The sequence below is a fragment of the Chitinophaga filiformis genome (assembly GCF_021646545.1).
GTDB classification, from domain to species: domain Bacteria; phylum Bacteroidota; class Bacteroidia; order Chitinophagales; family Chitinophagaceae; genus Chitinophaga; species Chitinophaga filiformis_A.
Genome location: NZ_JAKIRP010000005.1, coordinates 314114 through 337050 on the forward strand (window position 1 = coordinate 314114; position 22937 = coordinate 337050).

The 22937-nt window shown below is 45.9% G+C and carries 21 protein-coding genes; 13 read left to right on the forward strand and 8 right to left on the reverse strand.

Going from position 1 to position 22937, the window contains the following annotated elements:
• Positions 1-9: 9 nt before the first annotated feature.
• The 6 genes from L3C95_RS15815 (at position 10) to L3C95_RS15840 (ending at position 3929) form a co-directional block, all read left to right on the forward strand.
• The gene (locus tag L3C95_RS15815; protein WP_236388998.1) at positions 10-1575 is read left to right on the forward strand and encodes a RagB/SusD family nutrient uptake outer membrane protein; all 1566 of its coding nucleotides are present in this window, start codon (positions 10-12) and stop codon (positions 1573-1575) included.
• A gap of 26 nt (positions 1576-1601) precedes the next feature.
• The gene (locus tag L3C95_RS15820; RefSeq protein WP_236388999.1) at positions 1602-2366 is read left to right on the forward strand and encodes a hypothetical protein; all 765 of its coding nucleotides are present in this window, start codon (positions 1602-1604) and stop codon (positions 2364-2366) included.
• A 219-nt stretch (positions 2367-2585) separates the two neighbouring features.
• A complete protein-coding gene (locus L3C95_RS15825; protein WP_236389000.1) occupies positions 2586-3038 on the forward strand; it encodes a DUF6934 family protein in 453 nt (150 codons plus the stop codon).
• A 237-nt stretch (positions 3039-3275) separates the two neighbouring features.
• Positions 3276-3485 (forward strand): hypothetical protein, encoded by a 210-nt coding sequence (locus L3C95_RS15830; protein WP_236389001.1) that lies wholly within the window; start codon positions 3276-3278, stop codon positions 3483-3485.
• A gap of 23 nt (positions 3486-3508) precedes the next feature.
• A complete protein-coding gene (locus L3C95_RS15835; RefSeq protein WP_236389002.1) occupies positions 3509-3706 on the forward strand; it encodes a hypothetical protein in 198 nt (65 codons plus the stop codon).
• A 22-nt stretch (positions 3707-3728) separates the two neighbouring features.
• Positions 3729-3929 carry a hypothetical protein gene (locus tag L3C95_RS15840; RefSeq protein ID WP_236389003.1) on the forward strand — a complete coding sequence of 67 codons (201 nt, stop codon included), beginning with the start codon at positions 3729-3731 and terminating at the stop codon, positions 3927-3929.
• 170 nt (positions 3930-4099) lie between these two features.
• Here the strand turns inward: L3C95_RS15840 and L3C95_RS15845 are convergent, their stop codons facing one another.
• From L3C95_RS15845 to L3C95_RS15855, 3 genes are all read right to left on the reverse strand, one after another.
• Positions 4100-7138, reverse strand: coding sequence for a carbohydrate-binding protein (locus tag L3C95_RS15845; protein WP_236389004.1), 3039 nt, complete (start codon positions 7136-7138; stop codon positions 4100-4102).
• A 489-nt stretch (positions 7139-7627) separates the two neighbouring features.
• Entirely contained in the window at positions 7628-8014 is a 387-nt protein-coding gene (locus tag L3C95_RS15850; protein WP_236389005.1) for a hypothetical protein, read from the reverse strand.
• Positions 8015-8110: 96 nt separating this feature from the next.
• Positions 8111-10117 carry a glycoside hydrolase family 19 protein gene (locus tag L3C95_RS15855; protein WP_236389007.1) on the reverse strand — a complete coding sequence of 669 codons (2007 nt, stop codon included), beginning with the start codon at positions 10115-10117 and terminating at the stop codon, positions 8111-8113.
• Positions 10118-10222: 105 nt separating this feature from the next.
• On the opposite strand from L3C95_RS15855, the gene L3C95_RS15860 reads away from it, so the two are divergent.
• The 7 genes from L3C95_RS15860 to L3C95_RS15890 all read left to right on the forward strand — a co-directional run bounded on the left by L3C95_RS15860 (position 10223) and on the right by L3C95_RS15890 (position 15958).
• Positions 10223-11083: an alpha/beta hydrolase gene (locus L3C95_RS15860; protein ID WP_236389009.1), complete on the forward strand. Its 861-nt coding sequence runs from the start codon at positions 10223-10225 to the stop codon at positions 11081-11083.
• A 122-nt stretch (positions 11084-11205) separates the two neighbouring features.
• Positions 11206-12456 (forward strand): PAS domain-containing sensor histidine kinase, encoded by a 1251-nt coding sequence (locus tag L3C95_RS15865; protein WP_236389011.1) that lies wholly within the window; start codon positions 11206-11208, stop codon positions 12454-12456.
• A 14-nt stretch (positions 12457-12470) separates the two neighbouring features.
• Positions 12471-13529: a response regulator gene (locus L3C95_RS15870; RefSeq protein ID WP_236389013.1), complete on the forward strand. Its 1059-nt coding sequence runs from the start codon at positions 12471-12473 to the stop codon at positions 13527-13529.
• Positions 13530-13616: 87 nt separating this feature from the next.
• Positions 13617-14000, forward strand: coding sequence for a hypothetical protein (locus L3C95_RS15875; RefSeq protein WP_236389014.1), 384 nt, complete (start codon positions 13617-13619; stop codon positions 13998-14000).
• 94 nt (positions 14001-14094) lie between these two features.
• The gene (locus L3C95_RS15880; protein WP_236389015.1) at positions 14095-14529 is read left to right on the forward strand and encodes a MauE/DoxX family redox-associated membrane protein; all 435 of its coding nucleotides are present in this window, start codon (positions 14095-14097) and stop codon (positions 14527-14529) included.
• Between the two features lie 90 nt (positions 14530-14619).
• Complete coding sequence (locus tag L3C95_RS15885) at positions 14620-14838, forward strand: hypothetical protein (RefSeq protein WP_236389016.1); 219 nt, start codon at positions 14620-14622, stop codon at positions 14836-14838.
• A gap of 58 nt (positions 14839-14896) precedes the next feature.
• Positions 14897-15958 (forward strand): hypothetical protein, encoded by a 1062-nt coding sequence (locus L3C95_RS15890; RefSeq protein ID WP_236389017.1) that lies wholly within the window; start codon positions 14897-14899, stop codon positions 15956-15958.
• On the opposite strand, the gene L3C95_RS15895 is transcribed toward L3C95_RS15890, so the two are convergent.
• The 5 genes from L3C95_RS15895 to L3C95_RS15915 form a co-directional block, all read right to left on the reverse strand.
• The gene (locus tag L3C95_RS15895) at positions 15952-17304 is read right to left on the reverse strand and encodes a RagB/SusD family nutrient uptake outer membrane protein (protein ID WP_236389018.1); all 1353 of its coding nucleotides are present in this window, start codon (positions 17302-17304) and stop codon (positions 15952-15954) included. The genes L3C95_RS15890 and L3C95_RS15895 overlap by 7 nt on opposite strands.
• A gap of 12 nt (positions 17305-17316) precedes the next feature.
• Positions 17317-20556: a SusC/RagA family TonB-linked outer membrane protein gene (locus tag L3C95_RS15900; protein ID WP_236389019.1), complete on the reverse strand. Its 3240-nt coding sequence runs from the start codon at positions 20554-20556 to the stop codon at positions 17317-17319.
• 52 nt (positions 20557-20608) lie between these two features.
• Positions 20609-21832, reverse strand: a complete 1224-nt coding sequence (locus L3C95_RS15905) for a FecR domain-containing protein (RefSeq protein ID WP_236389021.1) — start codon at positions 21830-21832, stop codon at positions 20609-20611.
• A gap of 50 nt (positions 21833-21882) precedes the next feature.
• On the reverse strand, positions 21883-22401 hold the full coding sequence (locus L3C95_RS15910) for a sigma factor (protein ID WP_236389022.1): 519 nt from the start codon (positions 22399-22401) through the stop codon (positions 21883-21885).
• Between the two features lie 136 nt (positions 22402-22537).
• Positions 22538-22918: a response regulator gene (locus L3C95_RS15915; protein WP_236389023.1), complete on the reverse strand. Its 381-nt coding sequence runs from the start codon at positions 22916-22918 to the stop codon at positions 22538-22540.
• Positions 22919-22937 lie beyond the last annotated feature (19 nt).

Below are 22937 nucleotides of genomic sequence, written 5' to 3' on the forward strand. Positions count from 1 at the left end.
TCAATCCACATGAAAAAGATCTTCGCATCCATTATAGCAATTGCACTCTTTGCTGCCTGCAGCAAAGACTTTCTGGAGCTTTCGCCTGTAGACGAACAGACGGAGTCTTCCTTCTACCAGACACCGGCACAGGCTTTACAGGCGCTGGTGTCTGTATACAGTCAACTCAATATCGGTGACTATGACAATATTCACCTGGTATCGGAAATAGCCAGTGATAACTGTTTTGGCGCCGGCGGTACTTCCGACCTTGTATGGAAACAGTGGGACCGCTTCCAGGAAGCATCCAATATGAACCTGGGCCTGTGGCAGAGAGGTTATACCGGCATTTACAGAGCCAATGTATTGCTCTCTAAAATAGACGGCGTTAACTGGGGAGCAGATACCACGCTGAAAACCACTTACAGTGCGGAAGCCCGCTATCTGAGAGCGTACTTCTACTTTGACCTGGTGCGTGTATTTGGTAATATTCCACTGGTTACCAAACCGCTCACTGTTTCCGAGTATAATATACCGCAGGCGGCTCCGGCTGACATATATAAACTGATAGCCGAAGACCTGCAATACGCAGCCAATAACCTGCCTGCTACCGCATATCAGGGTATCTCTCCCAACAACTACGGCCGGGTAACCAAATGGGCGGCGCAGGCATTGTTAGGCCGTGTATACCTGTACTACACCGGTTACTATAATCAGCCGGACCTGGCTGGTACTGTTACCAAAACACAGATGATCAGTTACCTGGACAACGTCATCAATGCAAGCGGACATGGACTGGTAGACAGCTTCCCCCGCCTGTGGCAGGCATCCGGAAAGTCTTTTGTGGGAGAAGACAACAAAGAAACTGTATGGTCTATCAAATTCACCTACAAAGGCCTGGGCAACTGGGACCAGCATAATGGTAACCGCATGCAGGTGGATATCGGTATCCGTAGCCAGGTGATTGGCCCTTACTACAAAGGATGGGGCGCCGGTACTGTGACACCTAAATTATGGAATGCCTACGATGCGACTGATACCCGCAGAGGCGCCAGCATCATTTCCATTGAGGATGAAAACCTGACAGCTTATTCTGTCGGTGACCAGGCACAGTACACCGGTTATTTCTGGAAAAAATATATGCCGTTGAATGATGGCAATGCCGATAGCAAGGGAGGCAACTTCCAGATCGACAACTATTTTGATGATGTTATCATCCGCTATTCAGATGTACTGCTGATGGCAGCAGAACTGAATCTTGACGTTGATCTCTCCAAAGCGCAGAACTACTATAACCAGGTGCGCGACAGGGCATTCCTGAATACCACCAGCCGCAAAACACTGACCGGAGATGCCAATGGTAAAAAGCTGATCATGGATGAACGCCGCCTCGAATTTGCATTGGAAGGACTACGCTACTGGGATTTACTGCGTCAGGGCGTAAGCGTTGCTAAAGCCGCTATTGACAATAGCAACAGCGATAACCAGTTCAATGTGACTTTCCGTGCGGAAACACAGGGGCTGTTTAAAATCCCTGAACAGGAAATCAATCTGTCAAGCGGTGTTTATAAACAAAATGCCGGCTGGTCTAACTAATGTCCAATCATTCAAAAAACTGCATTATGAAAAAGTTTATCGCCTTATCCCTGCTTGCATTATCGGCTATGCTTGTATCGTGTACAAAGGAAGATGAAGAGAGCCTTGGCGGACCATCCATCGCTAAAAGCGATGTGAAGTTTTCCGTTACACAGGAACAGGGACACGACAATATAGTGATGTTGAACAGCCTTACGCAAGGTGGTTATATCCCCTTCTGGGAATTTACGGGAGGTTTCTCCAAGAAGAAACAGGATACTATCAATCTGCCCTTTGCAGGTGACTATATCATCCGTTATACGATCTATACACAGGGAGGTCCGTTAACAGATTCCAGCAAGATATCTGTGTCTGAAAATGATCCTGAGTATTTTTCCAGTCCTATGTGGAACCTGCTGACCAATGCACAGGATGGCAAAACATGGGTATGGGCATCTGACATCCCCGGTGGCATCTGTTATGGTAATGGTTCCGGCGGTGCAACAGCACCTGAATGGTGGCAGAACGGTATTGCCTATCTGACAGAAGAGGGAGTAGCCGCTGATGAAATGACCTTCGATCTGAAGGGTGCGAAAAACTACACGTTTACGCATGAGGGTGCATCAACGAAAGCAATATTTGAACTTGATACGCTCAATAAGACTTTGAAGATAACAGGTAGTGATATCAGCCTGGGTAATAAAGTTACTTACGTCATCGTAAAACTTACTGCCGACGAACTCACACTGGCACAGCAGGGTGATGGCTGGAGGAACATCTGGATGTACAAAAGGAAGGGATTTAATTATTAGTTTACGGGAATTTAAGATGGAAGAAAAAAGGGATGAGGTTTCGCACTTCATCCCTTCTTTTTTGGAAAAAGTTGAGAGAAAATTTTGAGAACTGAAGAAAAGGTGTAATTTAGTGATAGAGACAAACGCCACCCCTGATGATCACACGTCAGGGGTGGCGTTTTTTTTATAGTGATATGTTCAGAATAAAAACCATTGTTTAAGATAAATACCTGTGAAATGCATTTAGAACATTATTTGTTTAGGTTGACTTCAAAAACCCAAAAAACGACCGAGTATGAATTTATAAGTATTGGACCAAAGGGAGAAATTAAGAAGACAGTACGATTTATGAAGATAAGCCGCGATTTTTATAATCTCTCATTTGGAGAAATGGATGAAAAGACTAAAAGAATTATTGACAATGTAAATTCAGGCAATAATGATCATGAGATGATATTGACGACTGTGGCTGCAGTGGTTGAAACTTTTACTATTAATCACCCGAATTCTTTTATATATGTTGAAGGTAGCACTCCTTCAAGAACAAGATTATATAGGATATGTATTACAAAATACTGGATTGATATTACTAATCAATTTAAAATTTTCGGACTCCAAAATAATAGATGGCAGAGCTTTATACAAAACAAATCATATAATGCATTCCTCGGTACAAGAAATCATTCATAACAATAAATAACAAAAATCATTCATGGAAAATGTAATCTCAAAAAAGCAAAAAAAGGGTCACCGCAATTTTGGCCATCGACTGCGCACAATCACGCTTGAGGAAGCTTCAAATTGTCCTTTTACAATGAAAAAACACAACGATGCAGTAGCTATGCTAACCAAGTATCCCATTCCTGAAGAGATACTGCATAGAAAGAAGCAGCAAATGAATAATTCCAGATACTAAACCAATCATTTATGAAAAAAGTAATCTCAAAAAGACAAGTAGTGAGAATGAGTAATTGGTCAAAAAAAGCTACCGCATTGGACTCGCCACTGCATCAAACAACGCCTGAGGAAGTTTTGGAAAAAGGCCCTTTTATAAGAAAAAAATACGAAGATGCAGTAGCCACATTGAAAAGATGCCCTTTTCCGGAAGAACTGTTGTCGAAATCTGGCAAAAAATAAATTCTCTCATTAAATCATTATGTATGGAAAATGTAATCTCAAATAAGCAAGCATTAGGAGCTCGTAAATCTTTTAAAGAGCGTAGTAACGCAGAAGATCCAATGGACGATCTCGCTTTTGAAGAAGCGTTGAAGGACCCATTTACAAGGAAAAAATACGAACGGGCAAAAGCCACATTGGAAAGATGTCCATTTCCAATGGAACTATTGCGCGAAAAATAATCCAATCATCAAATGATCATTCATGGAAAATGTACTCCTAAAAAAACAAAGAAAGAGAACTGATGAGTTTTTAATAAAAAATAATATTATGGTCGAAACACGACCCGATATGACGCTTGAAGAAGTTTTGGCAATATGCCCCTTTACAAGGAAAAAGCATGAGCAGGCAAAAGCCACTTTGGAAAGATGTCCATTTCCTATGGAACTATTACATGAGAAATGATCCGATTATTAATTTATCATTGATGGAAAGTGTAATCTCAAAAAGATAAATAGCAAAAAAGGGGGCGTGATTATTAGAACGGCTAAAACATGGCCGTGGTTGAAATCAGTAATGCAATAATAATGGGATATGCTGTTTGGAGACAGCATATCCCATTATTAAATTATCAATTACAATTTCACAAACGTTTTCTGCACACGTTTCTGATTTACATTAAAACTAATAACATACACACCAGAAGGCAGATTGCTCACATCCAGTACATTGTTATAAGCAGGTACAGTAAATTGCAATCCTGTCACCTTGTTGTAAACAATATATGTCCCCTTCCCTCTCGCCTTTAGTTCACTCAGATCAACTGTTAATACACCAGCGGTAGGATTCGGGTAGATATTTACAGCGATATCTTTATCAGTATTAGTAACAGGTGTAAGTGCCAGTGTTGCAGCTTTATTGCTTGAATCCTGCGTGGCTTCAAACCAGTTAATGTTCCAGCCACCGGTACCTGCAAAGATGCGTAATACCTGGTTTCCTGCCGACAGGTTTACATTAGCGGATAAGGTCTGCCATGTCTGCCAGCCACCTGTTGAAGGAATGTTTACCGTAGCCAGGGTATTAGTACCAGCACGTAACTGAAGCTGTCCGCCGCCGGGGCTTGCCACTCTGTAATTGAATTTATAGGTACCTGCAGTCTGCACTGTCACTTTGTAATCCATCCAGTCATTTGCATCGATAAAACCTACATCCTGTGAGCCATTCACATCGCCGGTACCTTCCAGTTGAATGCCAAACATGGTATCGTAGTCCTCCGCTTCAATACGGCCTGGTAAACTGAAGCCGGCCTGTGGATTGTCATTGCTGACGAAGTTCAGGTAGTTCAGGTTAAAGCCATCGGTGTCCATTATAATACGCAGGGTTTGTCTTCCTGTAGTCAGCACAGGCGTTGTTACATTTACTGTCTGGTATACCTGCCAGTCGCCAGTGTTGGGCACGTTGATAGCACCTGAGATATTTTTACCATTCAGTTCTACATGGAAGCTTTTCTGCAAGTTGGGTGATGCTACACGCGCCTGTAAGGTGTAAGTACCCGGTTGAGTAACATTCACTGAATAAGATATCCATTCGCCGGCAGACATACCACCAACATCGTATCCGCCTTCACCACATCCTTCTACGTCTACGCCTTCATTGGGACGGTATTGTCCTGAGTGGTTATTGGCATCAAAATCATTGTATGCGATATTTTGTCCGCCGAGGTCATAGTCTTCTGCTTCCAGTTTGCCTGGCAGGCTAATAGGGATACCTTTAAAAGGAGTACCACCCTGGATAGCAAAGATGACTGTTTTATTGCCAGTACCACTGATGTTTGTAGCGCTGAGCGTTGTACTGAAATTGCCAGCCTGCGTAGGTGTGCCGGTGATAAGACCTGTGCTGGTGTTAATGTTCAATCCGGGAGGTAAGCCTGAAGCGCCGAAGCTGGTCGGATTGAAAGACGCCTTTAATGTATCAGTGAACGGTAAAACGACAACTCCTTTTACAGTATCTGCGTGTTGTATTACCGGTTTGTTGACACTAAAGTTCAGGTAGTTAATATTAAAACCACCTGCGTCTATTATTACGCGCAATACGTGTTTACCTGTCGGCAGTACCGGCGTGATAACAGTAGCAGTACCCCAGGTCTGATAGCCGTTGGTGTTAGGCACTACAAAGGGTCCGGATATATTTACACCATCCAGCTCCACATGAAATAGGCCACCAACACCGGGAGCAGCCACACGGGCCTGCAGTGTATAAGTACCAGGCTCCGTTACATTTACGGTGTATTTGGCCCATTCTCCTGCAAATGTGTATCCCTGGTCATAGCCTCCTTCTGAACAGGCTTCCAGGTCTACGCCTTCAGATGGCCTGAACAGGCCACCATTGTTGGAGGCATCAGTATCATTGTAGGCGATGCCCTGACCACCTTTGTCATATTCTTCGGCTTCAATTTTACCGGGTATAGCGAGTGGGCTGCCATTGTAAGGTAACTGTGCAGCGGGTATATTAACGGTCAGCAGCAGATTTTTTGAGGCAGTACCATCTGTGTTAGTGGCAGATATGGTTACATTGAAAACGCCCGATGACAAAGAACTTCCGCTGATCACGCCAGTCTGCGCGTTAATGGAAAGACCTTCCGGCAGACCGGTTGCGTTGTAGCTTTGCGGCGAATTGGTTGCAGTGATAGTATACTGAAAAGCCACGCCGGCTGTGGTAGTAGCTGATCCGCCACTGGTAATAGCGGGGATCAGCGGGCCAGCTGATGTACGGGCTGATACGGTGTTGGAGTATACGGAGGTACCGATAGAGATGGTAGCCGATACTCTGTAATAATATTTTGTAGTGGCGGTCAGGCTCACATTCTGATAACTGGTAGTGTTGGCAGGAACGGTAGCAATGTCTGTCCAGGTAGTGCTGTCAACACTACGCTGGATCCTGAAATTGGTTTCATTCGTCCTGTCGGTCCAGTTCAGATTGATTTGATTTTTTGAGATAACAGTAGCCCTCAGATCAGTGGGCGCCGCCAGTTCTGCGGCTATCACTTCTGCAATGCGACGAGCGCCGGTAGCATTAGGATGAATACCATCGCTCTGATACCAGTCAGGATGATTCTGTAATGGTGTATTCAGGTCGATGAGGTGCACATTTTTCTGTGCTGCAATGATCCTTACCAGGGGGATAATCTCTTCAGAGATCACCCTGTTGTCCAGACCGAAGTTACCTGAATAGGCTGGGATGGGCAGACAGATATAGATAACCGGATGCGATGGCAGGGACCTGAAGGTATCGATCAAACGGCTGTAATCATCAATAAAATCAGCTTTAAGCGCCCAGTTATTAGGTTTGCTGTCGTTAGAGCCCAGTTCAATGGTCACGATGTTAGGATTAAAACCGAGGGCAAGCGGATAATTAGGCCGCTGTACATAGGGAAAATCCGCCTTTACCAATAAGGTAGAACCGCTCTCGCCAAAGTTACCCACGTTCCAGTTGCTGCCCAGAATAAGGCCCACCTGACTGGGATATGCCTCTGATGGCGCTACACCATATCCGGCAGCCACACTGGCGCCGATACAGGCTACTTTGACCTGTGCAAAGCTGATGGCTGGCAATAGAAAAGTAATGGCAGTAATAAGTAATACGCCTACACGTTTTTGTTTTAAATGTCGTAACATTTTGAAGGATTGAAATTTGTAATGGTTAAATGATCGGGTTATAAAATAAAAGCACTCTCATTGTTACTGAAACTGGCCAATTTCAATATTACTTACATTAGCAGCTGATTGCAGGTATAGCGGTTACACGGTTTCTCGAACACGGTTTTCGATATGGCGGAAGGCGAATTTAGGAATATAATCCGTTATTTGAATTATGCGGCAGGAAAAATTATATTAAAATAACAACCGTATAAAAGAAGGGAGAGTCAAAGGGAAAAATATAAGGTCTTGAGAATCATTTGAACGACTATTCGTCTGTAAAGGGTCAGCATGTAAGGGGATGTTGGAAAAATAAACGAAGGCTATGAAAAGCGTCTATACGACCTATATCACCACGTATCCGAATAAATGTAAGGGGGAATGTATCGAAATAGCGAAGGCGCTGAAAAGTAACGATCAAGACTCAAGTAAAAAGGGCTGCATCAACTCTGACGCAGCCCCTTCTCATTATTTAATAACTACTGTATCTATCTGATATTCATTTTCTCCGGATACAAATTTCAGGTAATAAGTACCAGGTGTTTTTTCTGTCAGTTTGTAGGATGCTTTCCTTTCGGGAATATCCATAGTACACATACAACCTTTATATATTGCTTCTACAGCGATCGTACGTGTATTGCCGCTTTTCTTTTCATTGAATTTATGAAACTGTCCGCAGCCGCTGTTTACGTTAAAATAAACGGTAGTAGCGCCATCTGTACCGGATGATGCTTTATCGATCCTGGTAACATTGACTTTCTCATACTTTACGCAATCCTGCGCAGGTGCATTCTTTTTGTTACATCCGGCCATGACAATTACAGCCAGGGAAATAAAGGTTAATGGTTTTCTCATGAAAATTAATTTAAGCCCCTTCCCTGTTTATGGAAAGGGAACTGTAACAATAACGCATGAGATATGCCTTTGGTTACAGCTCCCCGGAAAATTACCTTATTTCAGTCTCACGATCTTGCGGGTTCCAATCACACCTAACCTGCCCTTATCTGCCTTTAAGATCCATACGCCGGCGGGTACGTTGCTGATGTCCAGCTGTACCTGTTGCGGGCCCTTGCCGGCAGGTATAACCACTTGTTGCAGTACAATCTGGCCTGTTTTTGTATTCACGAGTGACAGCAACAGTTTTTCTGTGCCGGCGTCTACTGCTACACTTAGGGTATTGCCTGTAACAGGGTTCGGATATACGTTCAATGATCCCTTGGTGATAGTGGTCTGATCTGCTACCGGTACGAAGGCGGTAGTCACACTTGTAATAGCAGCAGTACAGTTACTTACGAATGTCCATGGTTTGCCATCGCCGCTATTCAGGTCGGGTTGATCTCCCTGTGTCCACCATTTAGCCTGATAGATCTTATTGCCATATGCCACTTTGTTACCTGCGAGATAAATACCACCGGCTGTCCAACCGGCTATGCCGTCGCAGGGCTGACCGGTACCACCACCATCGCCGCCATTGCCATTGCAGGTACCTACGATAGCCCAGGTAGTATTGGTACCCGGTACATCGCCACTGCCGGCCCACCATTGGTTGCGATAGATCACGTTATTGTACTTAACGATGTTGCCGGCAGTTTCATAGATCTTTGAAGACTCCCATGCCGGCAGGGAAGCACAACCTTCAAAGGTCTGTGTGTTCCATATTGTAAATGAGATGGTAGTGACGATGGAATCTTTACCATTCCTCAAACCAACAGCGGTAGCGGTGTGTGCACCATAAGCTGTGGGCGTCCATTGTACGCTGGTACCTGCTAGTCTGAGTCCGCCGATCTTGATAAATGTCTGTGTAATCTCGTTCCGCGGATCGCTTTTGGATACAGCCAACGTAACAGGCGCTAAAGAAGTTACGCCCATTATGCCGTTGGACGGTGAGGTAAACGTCAGCGCTGTGATCTGGGAACATTCGGTATTATCAATAGTGAACCGGGGCATAGTAGCGCAGCCACAGTTAGCGGCATTATTACCACCGTTCAGTTCCATACTCACCTGTTTGATGCCGGTATAACGCTGATAGTGACCGATGCGGCCGAGTACTTTGGTGTTCTCCGTACCGCTGCCGCATTCAATACCACCGTTGATAATGTTGACGGTAGCGCCAAAACCCGGTTTAAGGCCTGCGGCTGTCTGGGCAGCCGTTGGCGTCCATTTGCCGGGGACCATTACATCATGGCAGGAAGGTTTCGGATACTGTTGCGCCATCCAGAACCAGATACCTGTTTCAAAAGCGATCACGCCATCCTGGATCACTTTCTCAGGGTTGGCCAGCAATACGTTCTTATCGCCGAAGATGAATTCACTTGCCTGTCCGTAGTTATAGTTATAACTCAGCTGTATAGGACCACGGCCGTGATAGGATTTGCCGGGAGCAGGCGGATACATGGCATCGTCGATACGGTATCCGATGTTGCTGGTTCCTTCATATCCCACTTCTTCGCGGAAATAAAGTCCCCATGCGTATTGTCCGCCGGGAGCCGTAGGCCAGCCTCCGGTAGTCTCCTGGGAGATGTTGGCGAGAAATGCCATCAGCTCTCTTTTGCGGGCGGCGAGATCTCCTTCACCTGCAAATGTGGCGTAGTCGATCGTTTCCCGGATAATTGCATTGGGGGAAATGTCAAAGTCAGCATCTTTACGGATCACCACTGTTGCGCCGGTGGTTTTGTCCACGCGGGTCAGTTTGTAAGCGTTGGTAGCACAACGTCTTTCTGAAATGATCCTGATGTTGGACATCTGTCTTACGGCTTCTGTAAAGTTCGCATAAGAGTAAAAGTCCTTAGCGGGAGTGCTGGGAGGTATACCGCTACCTGACCGGTCATCGGGGTTGTAACGATGCGGGAATAGTACATCCCAATCCGCGCTTGTAATCACATCAGTGATGGTCTGGGCCTGGGCTGCCGACATGCAGCATAATAACAGGAAGGTTACGATGAAACGTGCTCTTTTCATAGATAGAGGATTTGGTACCTGGGCGGTACGATGATTATTTTGAGTCGCTTCAAATATAAGAATTCCTGATTCTTTATTATTTTGTTTGCCCAAACGATCCTCGATATGAAAAATCTATTTTATACACTCGTCTTATCAATAATATCTATGCAGGTTCTGGCTCAAACGCAGGAAAAGGATATTATCCATTTATGGCCGGGGGCAGTACCCGGTGAAACTGGTCCTAAAAAACCGGCAGTTCCCACAAAGGATACCAGTAAGGGTGTAACCCGTCTTACCGATGTAACCGATCCGTTGATGCAGGTATTTACACCGGAGAAAGGTAAAGCCAATGGCGCTGCGGTGATCGTATGTCCGGGTGGGGGTTACCAGATCCTTGCTATTAACCTGGAAGGCTATGAAATAGCTCATTGGCTGAAGGAACAGGGATTTACGGTCTTCGTGCTGCAGTACCGCGTACCACAGAAGCAGGAAGGAGCTTTGCAGGACGTACAGCGCGCTATCCGTATTGTGCGGAGCAGGGCGGCTGAATGGCAGCTGAAGACGGAAAAGATCGGGGTATTGGGCTTCTCTGCCGGCGGTAGCCTGAGTGCCCGGGCCAGCACCCTGTACAATAAACATACCTATGCTCCTGTTGACGCCAGCGACAGCGCCTCTGCGCGGCCTGATTTTGCGGTGCTGATCTATCCAGCTTATCTTGACCAGGGCCCTAATCACAGTATTACACCTGAACTCCGGATAGACGCTTCTACCCCTCCGACCTTCGTGTTTGCCACTGCGGATGATTACTATGGCAACAGTGCGCTGGTTGTAACAGGCGCCCTCAGAGATGCCAGGGTGCCGGTAGAATTACACATGTATGCTGAGGGAGGACATGGCTACGGGCTCAGGCCAGGCAACAAAGCCGGACTGGCCTGGACGACGCTGGCGGCCAAATGGCTGCAGCGGAATGTAAGGGAAAAATAAACAACATGAGCATTATCATTCCGGCGGGTGACCACCATCATATGACCGTATGTTCCTGAAGAGGAATTTTACAGTCTATAAAGTATATTTACCGTGTATTCTTTTCATTGTAAATATATAGTATGAAGAAGTGGTTCAATAAGCTGAAGACAATGCTCCCAGGTAACAGTGTTTACAAAAAGGAATATAATAAAGAACTGCAGCGCTTCGAGGCGCTGTTCAATTATGCCAGTATTGGTATACTTGTTACTAATCAGCAGGGCCAGATCGTACTGATCAATGATTTTGCACTGACTCAATTCGGATATGACCGGGACGAACTGGTGGGAGCATACATTGAGCAGTTACTGCCCAAACGTTTCCGTGAACGGCATGTGGGCCACCGTAACCATTACAACCATCATCCGCAGAGCCGTCCTATGGGTATAGGGCTGGATCTTTTTGCTGTCAGGAAGGATGATACGGAATTTCCCGTAGAGATCAGTCTAAGCCAATATGAACATGAGGAAGGATCTTTCGTGATCGCCTATATTAATAATATTACCGAAAGGAAAAAAGCTGAGGAGAAGATAGAGAGGCTGAACAATGAACTGGAACATAAGATCAGTGAACGTACGCAGCAGCTGACCAACGCTCTTGAACAGCTGGAGCATTCCAAACAGGAAGTGATGGCGGCCCTCGATAAAGAGAAAGAGCTGAGTGAACTGAAGTCGCGTTTTGTGTCAATGGCATCACACGAGTTCCGCACTCCGCTCAGTACCATTTTGTCGTCCGCCTTTCTGGTGAACCAATATACCACGGAGGCCGATCAACCTAAACGCAGCAAACATATCCAGCGGATCATTTCTTCCGTTACATTACTCACGGAAGTACTCAACGACTTCCTTTCTGTGGGAAAAATAGAAGAAGGCGGTGTACAGGTGCGCAGCAGTACATTTGATATTGACATGCATATCAATGGTACTATCCAGGAACTGCAGGATATTGTACAGGAAGGACAGCAGATCGTATATGAGCATCAGGGTCCGGCTTCGGTGCATCTTGACCCTTCCCTGCTGAAACATATCCTGTTAAATCTGCTGGGCAATGCCATCAAATTCTCTGGGAAACATACGGTTATAAGGGTGCGTACTGAACATACGGGAAATAGTGTAATATTGAAGGTGAAAGACGCCGGTATTGGTATTTCCCAGGAGGACCAGCAACACCTTTTTGAACGTTTTTTCAGGGGCGCCAATGTAAGCAATATCCAGGGAACCGGTCTTGGCCTGCACATTGTGAGTAAATATGCAGAACTGATGAACGGAAACATTGCCTGTGAAAGTGAGCTCAATGAAGGCACTACCTTTACGGTCACTTTCCGGCAAGTATAACTAAACGAATGATAATGAAAACGATCCTCCTGATAGAAGACAATGATGATATCCGGGACAATACCGCCGAGATACTCGAACTGGCCAATTATAAGGTATTGACAGCCGAGAACGGCAAAACCGGGGTAGAAATGGCTTTAGAGCATCTGCCGGACCTGATCGTATGTGACATTATGATGCCGGTGCTGGATGGGTACGGTGTATTACATTTGCTACAGAAACACCCTGAGGTGGAAGATACGCCATTCATTTTCCTTACTGCGAAAAGCGAACGCAGTGATTTTCGTAAGGGTATGGAAATGGGTGCAGATGATTATATTACAAAACCTTTCAGCGGTACTGATCTGCTGAACGCGGTAGAAAGCCGTTTAAAAAAATCAGAACTTAAAAAACAAGTATTACCTGCGGATATGGAAGGAATACAACAACTGCTGCTGACTGCTACAGGCACCAATCCTCTGAAAAAACTAATGGAAGAGGGCAACACAGACAAGTATAAAAAGAAACAACTGATCTATCAGGAAGGGAACAGACCTACCAGTCTTTATTTTATTGAGAAAGGCCGTGTTAAAACATACAAGGTCAACAATGACGGTAAGGAGCTCGCGGTGAACCTATATAGTGCCGGCGAATTCCTGGGTTACGTGGCCTTGCTGGAAGGCAGTAATTACCATGAGAATGCGGAAGCACTGGAAGCATGTGAACTGACTGCTATTCCCAGGGAAGACTTCGAAACCCTGATCAATAATAACCGCGAAGTAGCACAGCAATTCATCAGGCTACTGGCTAAAAATATCACCGAGAAAGAACAGCAGTTATTACATCTTGCCTACAGTTCCCTGCGCAAGAAAGTAGCAGAGGCACTGCTCTTCCTTAAGAAGAAATACCATCACGTTACTGACCAGCCGTTTTCAATTGATATATCGAGGGAAAACCTCGCGACTATTGCAGGTACGGCTACGGAGTCGATGATCCGCACACTGGGCGATTTCCGGGATGAAAAATTACTGGAGATAAAACAAGGTGTGATCACCATCCTCAACGAACAGAAACTGGCTAACCTGGTCAATTGATGACAAAAATCATTTTTTACGCTGATGCACGTCCTGTGTAGCGGGCAGGCAACTATCTACCTTTATGTAAGATAAGATAGTTTTGCAATGGAAGATCTGCTTAATGAACTAACGGCATTCAGAAAACAACTGGCGACGCTTGAGAACCAGAACATCGCGCTGAAAATACAGCTTGCACATATATTACAATATCATTTCGACCGCTCCCTGCTGGACAGGCTGGAATATTTTCATACAGCATTCCTCCAGCTGGATACCCGTTTTGAAGCATTGAAGAGTGAGCTGGCCCTGCACCAGGCCTGGCTGGCAGACCCGGATATGAATAGCATTAACTACGACAATATACGTGCACATCAACTGCATATATGGGGTAAACTTAACACGATGGAGACGGATGTACATAAACTGAAATCCCTCTTCAGTGATTATTTGCAGGAACACTTCCCCAGCGTCGCTAAATCAATATTATAAGTTACCACATTATTATTTCATACTTTAAGTACTCTGATAAAATACTTTAAATGATTTAGAAATTTATCCTATATTGGTGACGCGTTATTATCCTATGTCAAGAAAACTGTTGTTGGAGATCCTTTCTGCTTTATTGGTATTTCTTTTCATTTATACCAGTATAAGTAAGTTGCTGGATTATGATACTTTCCGAAGGCAACTGGGACAATCGCCATTTATCACCTTATACGCTCCTGTAATTGTATGGGCATTGCCCGTGGGGGAATTAATTATTGCTGGCTTTCTTTTATTTGCGCGCACACGACTGACCGGATTCTATCTTTCATTCTTCCTGCTCAGTCTTTTTACCTTTTACCTGGTGGCTATGCTGAGGCTTAGTTATTTTATTCCGTGTTCCTGCGGAGGTGTATTACAGCATCTTTCATGGAACGCACACATTGTCTTTAATATCATCTTTGTCATATTTTCAACTATTGGGGTACTGCTGCAGGATAAAGACCAACAGACACCTGCACAAACAACTCTCTGAGTTCTGAATCTGAACCAACCGGCATTAATATAGGGGGAGCCGAAAACCTTCAGAACAGAGTAGGCATGAATTACATCTAATAAACACACCATGAAAAAGACACTATCTTTAGCGTTCTTCGCTGCCCTGTGCGCGGCCGGGACTGCTTTAGCTGGTAAGCTGAACGCGGATCCGCAATGGATGCTCAATGACGACACCATTGTGACCGGCACATCTACCCAGATTAAAGTTCTCTACTGCCCGGGGCCTAACAATGTACAATGTGCAGTAAGCCTGGATGGTAATGCTACCATCGTCAGAAAAACATGATTACCTGTTACAGCGGGAAGCCTTGTGCACGAGGCTTCCTGTAATGCCTTCAAGTCCTATGAAAAAACGTATTTATTACCTTGCATCGCTGTTACTGGCGGCATTCTTAATTGTTGTTATACTCGTTTATACTTCACCTTCGCCGAACAAGCAACCCAATGGATTCAGCCGGTCATACCTGCAGACTACTCCTCTTACACCTTATATGGCCATTCCTACACATGACCGGATACTGGACATTGCAGGGAATGACGACAGTACTTTTTACTTTTCTACCAATGATCCCGCTGTTATGCTCTCTGCCTCCATGGAAGCGGGATGCCGCATAGACACCTTTCACATTGCACTGCGCCAGTCTCTAAAAGATTCCATGGATAGTTACTTTTTTACTGAAGTGAACAAAGGTGAATTCTTTGTTTACGCATACAACATTCCCGCTATCAGTAAAACAGGCCGTACAGGCTCCGGCATGTCTGGCCTATATGCCACATTCCCGGCAGGCGGCTTTTCGCAGGCACATGTACTACGTGATGGTAAACATATCATGCTGCGTAAACTGGACATCAAAGAGAAAGACCAGTTCTTTACGCGTGTAACACTTAACGGCGATAACATACTTACAGGAAGCGGACTGTCAGCAATACGACGCGATGGTGGCATGAGCACTGATGGTTCCTTGAATTATGACAGGATCAGCGGATTATTCACATACCTTTATTATTACAGTAACAGATACGTCACCTTCGACAGTGCCATGCACCTGATCAGTGAAGGTACTACGATCGATACTTTTACCGTATCACGCTTCAACATATCTGCTACGATGGCCACTAAAAACGTTTATATGAACCAGGGGCCAGACCAGATGGTGAATGGATTCAGTTGTGTACATAACGGCGTGATGTACGTACAGGCCAAAATAAAAGCAGATAATGATGATGACAGATTATTTCATGAACATTGCGTGATAGATCAATATGATCTGCATACAAACAGATATAAGGGTAGCATCTATCTTGATATTCCGGTAAACGCAAGGATCAATCAGCTGTTTGTTTATAGAGATAAGTTACTGGTACATTGTACAGACAGTGTATATGCTATAAAGATCGCTTATTGATATCCGTTATTCTGTGAAAGGCGGGGATTCCTGTTCCTTTCTTCCTGTGGAATAGGATACAGTGCTGCAGTTGATTTCCAGCCTGGTTTCATGGCCTTCATCACTTCATCCAGGCGGCCGGTACGACGCAGGCTGAACCAGCGGTCGCCCCATTCCGTAAACAGCTCCATCCTTCTCTCCCGCTCTACCAGTCGCAGGCAGGAATCTCTTATTGTAGCATCCGATAAAGCAGGAAGTCCGGCTCTGGTCCGTAATACATTCAGATCGGCAATGGCATCACGGATATTGTTCAGGTGTGCCAATGCTTCTGCACGGATCAGGTATTGTTCTTCTATGCGTAATACCATCAGGTATTCTTCCCTGCCTGCTACTGCGGCTGTTCTGTTCCTGTATTTATAACAGTTGTAATAAGTCGCGCCTCCGTAAGAGAACGATCTTGTCCAGCTGTCCTTTCTTTTATCTGCAGGTTCAAACGACTGCATGAAATCTTCTGTAAAAGGATAAAACGAGAAACTGCCTTCGGATGGAAGAAATGTTTGTCCTAAAAAGGTATAGCCTTCATTTCTCCATATCTGTAAAATAGCGGGACGGCTGTCACGGAGGAACACACTATCTGCAGAGATGAGCGGCGTATAGCTTCCTGCATTGATCACCTGTGAGGATTGTACGATGGCTTCCTCCCAGTTGCCTCTTTGCAGATGAACCCTTGCCAGCAAAGCGATGGCCGCCCATCTGTTGGCCCGCACTTTTTCGCCGGTGGCGTAATAAACAGGCAATAACTGGCTGGCGTAATTCAGATCGGTGATGATCTGCGCATACACAGAATCTACCCCTGTGCGTGGTGCAAGTGCCGTCTGGTTGACATCTGTAGTAGTGAGCAGTGGCACATCGCCCCAGCAGTTCACCAGGTAGTAATAACAGAATGCGCGCATGAATATGGCCTCTCCTTTCAGTTGCCGGGCCTTTTCGGCTGACAGTCCGCTGGATGTGGCCAATCCCTCCAATACAGCATTGGCGCCGTAAATTACTTTATAGACCTCTCTCCAGGAAGATAACAGAGGAGCATCTGTGGGCAGGATAGCATTATTTACATAGCGCAGGTGAGTACCATTGAATGTGTTCAGTTCATCGGCTGTCATACCGTTGATAACAGGTAGAATATTGCTGGCAAAATAGCTGGAGAGTGAATAATACAGATCCGCGACTGCTGCATCTGCCAGGGCATCACTGGAATAAACTGATCCTGCCGGTATTTCGTCGGACGGTGCATTTACTGTGATCAGCTTTTTACATGAAGTGATCAGCAGCAGAATGAAAATAAAATAACTTCTACGATAATGTAGCATGGCCTTGTCAGCTTAAAGCGTTAACTGAATACCGCCTGTAATTACTCTTAATATTGGTACAACAATCTGTGTTTCCGGATCTGCACCTTTATATCCTGTTATTGTCAATAAGTTTTGTCCCTGCAGATAGACCCGGCATAATTGCAGGTGTAGTTTCTTCAGCACAGACGCCGGCATGGCGTAGGCAAGCATCATATTCTTCAGGCGCAGGTAGGAAGCATCATCATACACGGCGTTGGACAAGAGCAGCGTGGTATTGAGATCATAAGCGACACTACCCGCTGTAGCAGTAGCCCGCGGCACATCTGTCACATCACCGGGCTTACGCCAGCGTTGCAGGCTTTCTGTCAGCTGATTGGCAAAGTCGCCGGGTTTGACTGCTACTGTTACGCCCTGCTGTTTGATGAACTGCCAGAAGAAGCCCAGGCTGAAGTTCTTATACTGCAGATCATTCTGGATACCGCCATAAAACTTAGGGTCCATGTTAGCGATGGTCACGAAGTCGTTCAGACTCGAGAGGCGGCCATCGTGATTGATATCTTCAAACTGTGCCAGTCCTGTTTGCGGATCTACTCCCGTGAAATGATATCCTCTTACAATGTTCAGTGACTGCCCGAGTACATAGGCGTTCGCATAAGATGAAACGGACAGGTCGTGGAATTTCTTCAGTTTATTGGTAAAGAAAGATATGTTAGCGCTGGTAGTCCAGGTGAAATCTGTTTTGCTGAAATTCCTGCTGTTCAATTCAAACTCCCAGCCTGTATTTTCGACCATTGCAGGCAGGTTGGCCTGATAACTGGTGAACCCTGTCATGGCGGGCAACTGGTATCCTACCAGCTGATTACTGCTACGGTTACAGTACTTGGCTGCGGAGAAGAACAAGCGATCCTTCAGGAAACCTAATTCGATAGCGGCCTCCATTTTACGGTTCTCTTCCCAGCTATATCTGTTGTTGACAATGCGTAAAGGTCTCAGGGTATTATTACCCTCGTAGTTGCCGTTGCTGCCATAATTTTTCATGTACTGGTAGTCGGCTATCTGGTCATTGCCGGTAATGCCTCCGCTGGCTCTCAGTTTTCCGTAGCTCAGCCAGGATAGTTTCTTCATAAAGGGTTCCTCTGTAAAGATCCAGGCGAGGCCTACAGAGCCGAAATCGCCGAACTGGCGTCCGGGTCCGAAACGGGAAGAACCATCTCTCCGGTAACTGGCATTGAAAAGGTATTTGCTTTGCCAGTCGTAGGTAACGCGTGTGAAGAAGGAAACATACCTGTACAGCGTATAGTTATCCGGCTTATAGATGACGGTATCGGCGCCATTAAGATCATGCATGGCCGATTCACTGGCATATCCCTGTCCGGTCGCTAACGTGCCATTCCTTGAAGTCTGTTGCCAGGTACCGCCCATCAGTGTGTGCAGGCTTCCTTTGGCTATACGCAGCACATAATCCGCCTGCGGCTCCACAATAAAGGAGCGCCGCTTATTTTCGGCAGTACGTATAAAACTCGTGGGCGCATTATTGGGATGCTGTGATGATTGCGGAAATGAGAAGAACTGCTTCATGCGGATATCTGCCAGACCCAGACTTGTTTTCAGCTGCAGCCCTGGTAGTAAGCGGTATCGCAGTACCACATTACTTAGCATATTTCGTGTATTACTGTTGGACTGCTGGCGGAAATAGGCCACGGGGTTATCGAAAGACGAGCCCCAGAATAAACGTCCTGCTGAATCGTATAATGGGTAATTGGGCGGCAGGTTATAAAAGGGAAAAATGTCGTTGGCGATACTCTTGTTCCGGTCTGCCACAAAGCTGGCGGTCAGGTTGACCTCCAGCCGCTGTTCCGGATGGTGGTGCTGCAGGCTGATATGGACACCTTCCCTGTTATATCCGAGATCGGTAGGCATGACGGTGCCTTCGCGGTAAAAATTACTGCCCACAAGAAACGTATTGTAATTACTTCCTCCGGAAAAGCCTGCCTGTACGTTGGTAATAGCTGCTGTTCCTCCTGTGAGTTCTTTGAACCAGTTTATATTCTGTGTAGTGTCCCACAATAAGAGATCGGGCGCACCGGCTGCTGTTGGCTGTACCCCATCATTGGCAAATGCCTCTCTGCGAAGGGCCAGATAATCGTGAATGCCGAGCATGGACATATTGCCGGCTGTAGTGCCGATGCCTGTGCGCACATTCATATCCAGTTTGCCTCTTCCGGGCTTCCCTTTCCTGGTAGTGATCAATACTACGCCGTTGGCTCCACGGGAGCCATAAATGGCCGTAGCATCCGCGTCTTTCAGGATGTCGATACTTTCTATGTCGGCAGGGTTGATGCTGTTAAAAGGGCTGATACGCCCTGCAGCGCCAAACAGGTCTTCCGAATTGTTCAGGGGGGTAATATCAAACGGAACACCATCTACTATGAACAGGGGATCATTACCGGCAGCAATAGAATTCCGTCCACGGATATACAATTTGATCTGAGCACCCGGGAGTCCGTTGGTGCTGGTGACCTGAACACCGGGCACCTGTCCCTGCAGGGCAGCTAATGCATTGGCTACGGGTTGTGCGGCCAGCTGTTCTCCGGTGATCCTGCTTACAGCGCCTGTCAGCAGGCGGCGGCTGCTGGAGCCATAGCCGATCACCACTGTGGCATCGAGGGTATTGACTGCTTCTTTCAGGTGTATTTCATGCAGGTGTGTGCCGTTCAGCGTAGTATCAACAGGGGCATAACCCAGGGATGAAATGCGTAGTAATGCCGGCCGGGCAACTTCGAACAATTCGAACTCGCCGTTGTTGCCGGTGGTGACGCCACGGGAAGTACCTTTTATGACGATGGTAGCACCGGGAACAGGCTGGTCGTTCACATCGGTGATGCGTCCCCGTATGGTTACCCGTAATGTATCTTCTTTGGTCTGTGTTAATTTGCCTGTTTCAGTGATCTGCAGGTATATTCTTTTTCCCTGTTTCAGCCAGGTGATATTCCTGTTCCTGAGTACATGGGACAATACTTCTTCCCATTGGGCGTTTTTATAATAAAGGGTTACTTTCTCTTTACCATCGATGATGGCGTTATCGAATACAAAATAATAGCCTGTTTGCCGGGCAATACTTTTAAAGACATTGTTGAGGGGAATATTCTTTCCGGTAATAGTAACCCTTGGGCTGTCTGCAATCTCCTGGGCTACAACAAGGGTAACCGGGGACAACAGGCAGCACAACATCAACAGCATACAGATCGCTTTACAAACAAGCTTTACCATTCCTTAGATTTATGGTATACAGATCATAGTTGGCTTTCTACACGATATGACTTTATTTTGATCTAAGATATATCTTATCATCCGTAATACGATAGGTTATACCGGATGTTTTATCAAGGCTTTCCAGGAAGTCGGTCACAGGTTGGTTCCTTTCAATTACACCCGTGAGCATTTTATTGGCCAGTAGCGGATCTTCAAACGACAGTTGTTTTCCATACCAGTGGAATAGTATAGCATCCAGGGTTCCCAATGGCTTGTTGTAATAAACATATTCTCCTTTGCGCCATGCCAGTGTGATGGCTTCGTCGAAAATACCGGTTTGCTGGCTGTAGCCTTTCCGGTAGATGGATTCGGTACCGGGTTTCAGTACAACACCTTCATCCTCTTCCACCTTTGTCATAACGCTACCCTGTACAAGGGAAGTTACCACCATTGAGTCAGCGTAAGCATTGACGTTAAAAGCCGTCCCCAATACCCTGACGGATGTTTGAGCCGTATGTACGATAAAAGGCTGACTGGCATTGGCGGCAATATCAAAATAGGCTTCCCCTTCCAGGTATACTTCTCTGGTTTTGCCATCGAATGAAAAAGGAAAGCGCAAACGGGAAAATGCATTCAAATGGACCGTAGACCCGTCGGATAACACCACTTTGTAGTCTTTGCCGGTGGGCACGAAAAGCGTATTCCAGCCTTTTCTCTGTTTCCCTGCAGTAAAGGAAAGCAGGCCGGCTCCGGGGTGTAAAAGGGCTTCTTTTGTATTGATATCGGCACCTGCCTGACCTGACAGCCGGATGGTATCTCCGTTGTCCAGCAATAACTTCATATCTCCCCATACGGGTATATCACCGGTATTTATGGCGATGGCATTATGGGGTATGGCAGACCTGTCTCTCAGCAGCCAGTATCCCCCGGCGGCTATGAGCAGCAGGGTCACTGCGGCAGCCAGCCACCATCTGTTGCGGCCGTTGGGCATTGAGGAGGGATCCTGCATGTTGACCACAGGGGTATCGTCTGCCGTCACCAGGGTCAGGTTAGGCTTCTTTTCCTGGTCGGCGTGTAAGAGGGACAATACGCTGCTCCAGGCCCTTTCATTATGAAGGTCATTCATAAAATCGGGTCCGGCCACATCGCGGGCTCCTTCCAGTTCTTCGAGGCAACGGCGCACGTTGGGATCTTCCCGGGCAGCCTGCTCGAGGTACTGGTTGTCTTCGTCGCTGATATCGCCACTCAGCTTTTCCAGTATTAACTGAAAGATATGTTCCTCATTATAACTCATGTGGGAAATACATAGTTCTTACATTACGGGCCATAGGTTTCGTTGGCATTTCATAGTCTTATCTGAAACATCAGGGCTTTAAGGGCTGCTTTACACTTGTTTTTAAACGCCTTGATGCCTTTTCTCAGTATAGATGATAAGTCCAGCGGATATCTTTTGTCTGAAAACAATGATAAACTGACACCTCCACTATGTACCAACGCCACCTGTCTCTTATATTGCATCAGGTACCCGGGTAAAGGTAATACAACCTGCTGCATCAGTAAGAACCCCGGATCATTGGATAACCGGTTGTCGGATTGACCTCTTTTAAGAATGTTGACACAACTGTTATGTACCATCCTGTAGAAATATCCTCCAACCGAATGTTCTATTTCCAGATATAACTTCTCTTCCCAAACCTGCACAAAAACATGCCGCACCAGTTGTTCTGCCTCTTCCATGTTATTCAGCATCATACGCGCTTTCAGGCAGAGCGGCTTATAATATTTCATGAAGAAGTACTGATAAGCTTTGATCTCGCCCTCTTTAAGCGCAATCAGCATTGCCGAATCATCCATGTGCTGCATAAGAGTTGTTTTGGGATACGTTAACAGTTGTTAGCGTAAATATCCGTTTTCCCGCAGCGCAAAAGCGTTAACTACATGTTAACACGTACATCTTACACTTTACTTCACAGCTGAAAGATACTTAATATTTGGTTCATCACATATGGAATTCATTTTTTAAGAGATCCAGCAAAATGTCCTGGTCTATGGGTTTGGGGACATATGCCGCTGCTCCGGCTGCCAGGCATTTCTCCCTGTCTCCTACCATTGCCTGTGCTGTTACGGCAATTACAGGAATATGGTCCAGGGAGGGATTTTCCCTGAGCCGTGCAATGGCCTCATAACCATCCATTTCCGGCATCATCATGTCCATGAGGACTACCCCGATATCGGGTTGCTCTTCCAGCAGCTGTAAGCCTGTCTGTGCATCCGTTGCCGTGATGCAGTTGAACCCCTTCGTTTTCAATACCATGCGTAAAGCATAGATATTCCTGTTATCGTCGTCAATGATCAGCACTTTTTTAGCGGAAGGTTCCATACTCTTTCAGATTCTTAAT